The 5332-nt window shown below is 66.2% G+C and carries 4 protein-coding genes and 2 pseudogenes (1 of these 6 cut by a window edge); 4 read left to right on the top strand and 2 right to left on the bottom strand.

The features are described from left to right. A pseudogene (locus tag D472_RS0112850) lies at positions 1-271 on the bottom strand (S1 family peptidase); the annotation flags it as partial. 760 nt (positions 272-1031) lie between these two features. Then, on the bottom strand, positions 1032-2162 hold the full coding sequence (locus tag D472_RS0112845; RefSeq protein ID WP_017604890.1) for a S1 family peptidase: 1131 nt from the start codon (positions 2160-2162) through the stop codon (positions 1032-1034). A 666-nt stretch (positions 2163-2828) separates the two neighbouring features. Here D472_RS0112845 and D472_RS0112840 point away from each other — a divergent pair. The 4 genes and pseudogenes from D472_RS0112840 to pafA form a co-directional block, all read left to right on the top strand. Continuing rightward, entirely contained in the window at positions 2829-3032 is a 204-nt protein-coding gene (locus D472_RS0112840; protein WP_017604889.1) for a ubiquitin-like protein Pup, read from the top strand. 188 nt (positions 3033-3220) lie between these two features. Next, positions 3221-4066: a proteasome subunit beta gene (gene prcB / locus D472_RS0112835; protein WP_017604888.1), complete on the top strand. Its 846-nt coding sequence runs from the start codon at positions 3221-3223 to the stop codon at positions 4064-4066. Between the two features lie 73 nt (positions 4067-4139). Then, positions 4140-4898 (top strand): proteasome subunit alpha, encoded by a 759-nt coding sequence (gene prcA / locus D472_RS0112830; RefSeq protein ID WP_026117639.1) that lies wholly within the window; start codon positions 4140-4142, stop codon positions 4896-4898. Between the two features lie 109 nt (positions 4899-5007). After that, a pseudogene (gene pafA / locus D472_RS26745) lies at positions 5008-5332 on the top strand (Pup--protein ligase); it runs 1017 nt beyond the window's last position.

Raw genomic sequence — 5332 nt, 5'->3', positions numbered from 1 at the left:
GGGCCCCGCCGTAGGCGTCGGCGGCGGCCTCGGTGGCGGCCTCGTCGACCTCGAACGCCTCGGCCTGTGCGGCGAGGAGTTCGGTGGCCTCGGAGGAGGACAGACCGAGATCGCGTTGGAGGGCTTCGGCCATGGTGACGGCCTCGGCCTGCGTTTCGGTGTCGGGGGACTGGGGGGCGGGGGCGGCGATGGCCGCGGGGGAAGTGCCCAGAGCCAGGCCGAAGGCCAAGGCTCCTGTACCTATGGCGGAGACAACGGGGGAGGGTCGCATTGGTCCCTACTCTCCAGGGGGATTAGCGGGGGAACCGGTGACCGAGGGATTCGGCCACCGTTGTTCACCGAGACACCCGGTAAACAACGCCCAACCATAGGTGCACGTTTTGGTGAGGGAAAGACCTTGATCGAGGAAAAGCATTCAAGGCGATATCCGGTCATCGGGCCATAGGTCTTATTTTCGTCGCTGTGTGTGGTGGACGGCGACTTTACCTTGTCATTACCGGCCGGAAAGATTACAGACCGAAGCGAGGCTTGCCGCGCAAGGGGGGCAAAGTGGCCACATGCGGACACTGGTGCCAGGTGCCAAACGTGTTCACTCGGATACACGGACGTAACACTGATGGTCAAAGGCGTGTGCTCAGGGCGTTCGGGAGCATGAAACGGCGCTTCCGCCGCCGAAAGGGACACAGGGGAGCCGTGGCCGGTTCCGGACGCGCTCGGTCCGATCCGGCTCGTTCAGGAGCCTGAGCACTCCCCGGCCCGGTGAACGGGGACGGCCACCACGTGCCGAACAGGGGGGCGACGCTTGGGAAGAAGGTGGGGCGAGAGTCGATGACAGGAGGCCGGCCGGAGTGACCACCAGAGCACTCGGCGACTTCGACGCGGGCCGGCGGAACCCAGGGACATGACCGCTCTCCTTGAGGGGGGAACGGGGCGGAGCGCCCGGGACGAGGGGCGGTAGGAGACCCTCGAGGACAGGGACGCCCCCGCTCGCTCCAAGGCGGGCGGGGGCGCGGTCGGAGGACCTACGGTGATCAGGTCACCAGGGTGAGGTTCCACGAGTTCAGCATCGGGTTGACCTCCTGGTAGTACGTCGTACCACCGGTGGAGCAGTTACCCGAGCCACCGGAGGTGACGCCCTGGGCCTGGTCGCCGCTGATGAACGAACCGCCCGAGTCGCCGGGCTCGGCGCACACGCTGGTCCGGGTCAGGTCTTGGACCGTGCCCTCGGGGTAGCTCACCGTCTGGCCGCGAGCCTGGATGGTGCCGCAGTGCCAACCGGTGGTGGAACCCGAACGACACACGGCGGAGCCGACCGGGGCCTGGGAGGAGCCGCCGACCGTCTGGGTGCCGCCGGCGCTGTACATGTTGACCAGGTTGGTGACGGTCCAGTTGGAGGTCGCCGAGACGAACGCCGCGTCGTTTCCGGGGAAGATCGACTGCTGGAACGTGCCGGAGCCGGAACCGTCGGCGCTCTGGGCCGTGGTACCGACGGTTCCGCAGTGCCCGGCGGTCACGAAGCCGCCGGTGACCGCGAATCCGATGGAGCAGCGGCCGCCACCCATGTGGTAGGCGTCGCCACCGACGATGTCGGCGTACAGCCGCGGCTGTTCGTCGGTGGTCTCCACCTCCACGGCGGAGGCGTCCACGCCCGCGCTCTCGATGAGGCTCTGGGCTCCGGTGGCGTCGGTGGCCTCGATGACGACCGTGTCGGTCTCGATGTCGGGGTACCAGCCGACCACGCCCGGCTGGGCGCCGACCGCGTCGAGTTCGGCCATGATCTCGGCCAGGCCTTCGGTGCCGTGGGTGACCATTTCGGCCTCGGCACCGGTCGCCTCGACCTTTGAGACCACGGAGGCGTCCGTCACCAGGACGGTCAGCTCCAGGGTGTCGGTGTCGAACACCGAGCCCGCGTAGGCCTCGCCCGCGACATCGGTCGCGGCTTCGTCCAGTTCGAACGCCTCGGCCTGGGCGTCGAGCAGTTCTTCGGCCTCGAACGGGGTGAGGCCGAAGTCGCGCTCGAGCGCCTCCTGCATGGTGGCGTCGTCTTGGGCGACGGGTTCGGTCGGCACGGTCGCGGCTCCGGCACTCGGAGCCACGGACAACGTCAGCCCGAAGGCCAAGGCTCCCGTGCCGATCGCGGAGATAACGGGGGAGGGTCGCATAGATCCCTGCTCTTCTAGGGGAATGGGGCGGGTTCGGGATGCTCGTCCGTTCAGGGGTGGACGGGTGGTTCCCGAGAAGTGGAGAACCTCCCATGGGGGCGAGGTCCTCGTTCGTTCACCGAGACGATCGGTAAACGATGCACCACCATAAGTGCACATCTTGGACATCGGAACCCCGTAAAGCTGCTGATTTAGAGGTGGGGCAAGAGGATGATCCGACGAAAGGATTCATTGAAGCCCTCACGTTGGGTGACGGGTTCGTCGACCTCCTCTTTTATTGGCGAGATGGCGCGCTGATCACAATCCAGTGGGTATGTCAAGGATTGAGGCTTGGCCGGATGCGGCCACTAAAACCGCGTACCATCCGCGATGTTTCGAACACGTAGAAGCAACCGGAATGGTCAGGGCTCCGAACCCCTCGAAGATCAAGTGCGATAGATGAACACATGTGCGTATGTCGCAGAAGTGTTCGCTCTGAGAGCCCCTCGCTCTGATCCTGGGACACACCCGAAAGCGGAGTCCAGGCGGCACCGGACCCGGCCGTCTCGCGCGTGCAGCGGGATGATTCCGAGGTAACTAGCGGGTATCGGGCCCCGGGAAGACGGTTGAGGTGGGGAGCGTTGGGCCAAGATAAGGGCGAGAGCCCCGAACGGGAGGTAGTAAACGATGGCGACGAAGGACACCGGCGGTCAGAAGCACACCTCGCGCCGCGACGAAGAGGTCGAGGAGACCGAGGCCACCGCGCAGGCCCAGGAACGCAACGAGGAACTGGACGAGGACGTCGATGACATCCTCGACGAGATCGATGACGTACTGGAGAGCAACGCCGAGGACTTCGTGCGGCAGTTCGTACAAAAGGGCGGTCAGTGACCATCCCTCGAACGGTTCGCTGACAGCGCACACGGGAGCGTCCGTCCTCGGTGCGCGCAGCGTTAGGGTCGATTCATCGGCCTGGTCGGGCACGTGCTGCCCCGGCCGAAGCACCAGCCGAAACACAAACCGATGACAGCGCCCCACCCGCCCCCGAGACGGGGTGGGGCGCGAGTGGAGGGAGTCGCGTGTTCGAAGGGTTCGAGGGCGGACGGATGCCGGCCGCTTTCATGAGTGCGGGTACCTCGTCCTTCACCGAGTTCCTCCGGGCGGTCAACCCCGAGTTGCTGCCCGGACAGCACTTGGGTACCACCGGAGGGAGCGCCGACCACCTCACCCCGGACGCGACGACCATCGTCGCGCTGACCTTCCCCGGAGGCGTCCTGTTGGCCGGCGACCGGCGGGCCACCCAGGGCAACGTCATCGCCAACCGGGACATGGACAAGCTCTATCGGACCGACGAGTTCTCCGCGGTCGCCATCGCGGGCTCGGCCGGGATCGGTATCGAACTGGCCCGCCTGTACCAGGTGGAGTTGGAGCACTACGAGAAGTTGGAGGGCCGTTCCCTCTCCCTGGAGGGTAAGGCGAACAAGCTGGCCCAGATGGTTCGCGGCAACCTGGGCATGGCCATGCAGGGCTTCGTGGTGATCCCTCTGCTGGTCGGGTTCGACGAGGTCACCGAGCAAGGACGGGTCTTCAGCTACGACGCGGTGGGTGGACGCTATGAGGAGCAGCGCTACCACTCCATCGGGTCCGGTTCGGTCTTCGCCAAGGGTTCGATCAAGAAGCTCTACCGCGAGGACCTCGACGAGACCACCGCCATCAAGGTCGCGCTGGAATCTCTCTACGACGCCGCCGACGAGGACTCCGCCACCGGCGGGCCCGACCTGCACCGGCGGATCTTCCCCCTGATCGACGTCATCACCGAGGACGGCCACCGCCGTGTTCCCACCGAAGAGGTCGCCCGGCTGGCCACGGAGGTGGTCCAGGGGCGTGCCGAGAATCCCGACGGCCCCACGGCCAGGTTGGACTGATCCGGTCGCACCGACCGGGGCCACCGCCCCCCAGTACACGACCTCTCCCGACTAGGTAAGGAAACGATCCGCGGTGTCGATGCCGTTCTATGTCGCCCCCGAACAGCAGATGAAGGACAAAGCGGACTACGCGCGCAAGGGCATCGCGCGCGGCCGCAGCGCCGTCGTCCTGCAGTACGAGGGCGGAATCCTTCTGGTGGCGGACAACATGTCTCGCACCCTGCACAAGATCAGCGAACTCTACGACCGCATCGGTTTCGCCGCGGTCGGGCGCTACCCCGAGTTCGAGAACCTACGCCTGATGGGTGTTCGTTTCGCCGACGTGCGCGGATACCAGTTCGATCGTCGCGATGTCAGCGGCCGTCAACTCGCCAACATCTATGCCCAGACCCTGGGTACCGTCTTCAGTGAGAGTCTCAAACCGTGGGAGGTGGAGATCGTCGTCGCCGAGGTCGGTGACACCGCGGACGGGGACGAGATCTACCGCATCACCTTCGACGGCTCCATCGTGGACGAACAAGGCTTCGTCGCGGTGGGCGGTTCCTCCGAACAGGTCGGGGAGATCCTCAAGGACCGCTTCGTGGCCGACGCTCCGCTGAGCGCGGCCCTGAACGCCGCCACCCACGCACTGGCCCACGAAAACGGCGAGGCGCGTGAGTTGGAGGCCTCCAACCTGGAGGTCGCCGTGCTCGAACGTTCCAGGCATCACCGCAAGTTCCGCCGCATTCACGGCTCCCGCTTGATCTCCCTCATCGAGGAGGGCCAGCGGAACAACGCCGCGAACGCCTCCGGCGGCGCGAACACCACCGATGACGAGGCCGACCAGGACTGACGGACGAGAACGACGGTGCGGCGCCATCGGAGCGTCGCACCGGCCGGGCGGGTGTGGACGACGTGGCCCCGTCGCTCACACCCCGGTGACGGGAAGTTGGTGAGGCCACGTGGAACGACGGATCTTCGGGCTGGAGAACGAGTACGGGGTCACGTGCACCTTTCGGGGACAGCGTCGCCTGTCACCGGACGAGGTCGCCCGCTACCTCTTCCGACGGGTGGTCTCCTGGGGGCGCAGCAGCAACGTATTCCTGCGCAACGGTGCCCGCCTGTACCTGGACGTGGGAAGCCACCCCGAGTACGCCACCCCCGAGTGCGACAGCCTCCCGGACCTGGTGGCCCATGACAAGGCCGGCGAGCGCATCCTGGAAGGGTTGCAGATCGACGCCGAACAGCGTCTGCACGAGGAGGGCATCGCCGGCGACATCTACCTGT

It is taken from the genome of Nocardiopsis alkaliphila YIM 80379, from assembly GCF_000341005.1.
Classification (GTDB): Bacteria; Actinomycetota; Actinomycetes; order Streptosporangiales; family Streptosporangiaceae; genus Nocardiopsis; species Nocardiopsis alkaliphila.
This window is presented reverse-complemented; position numbering and strand designations above follow the sequence as displayed.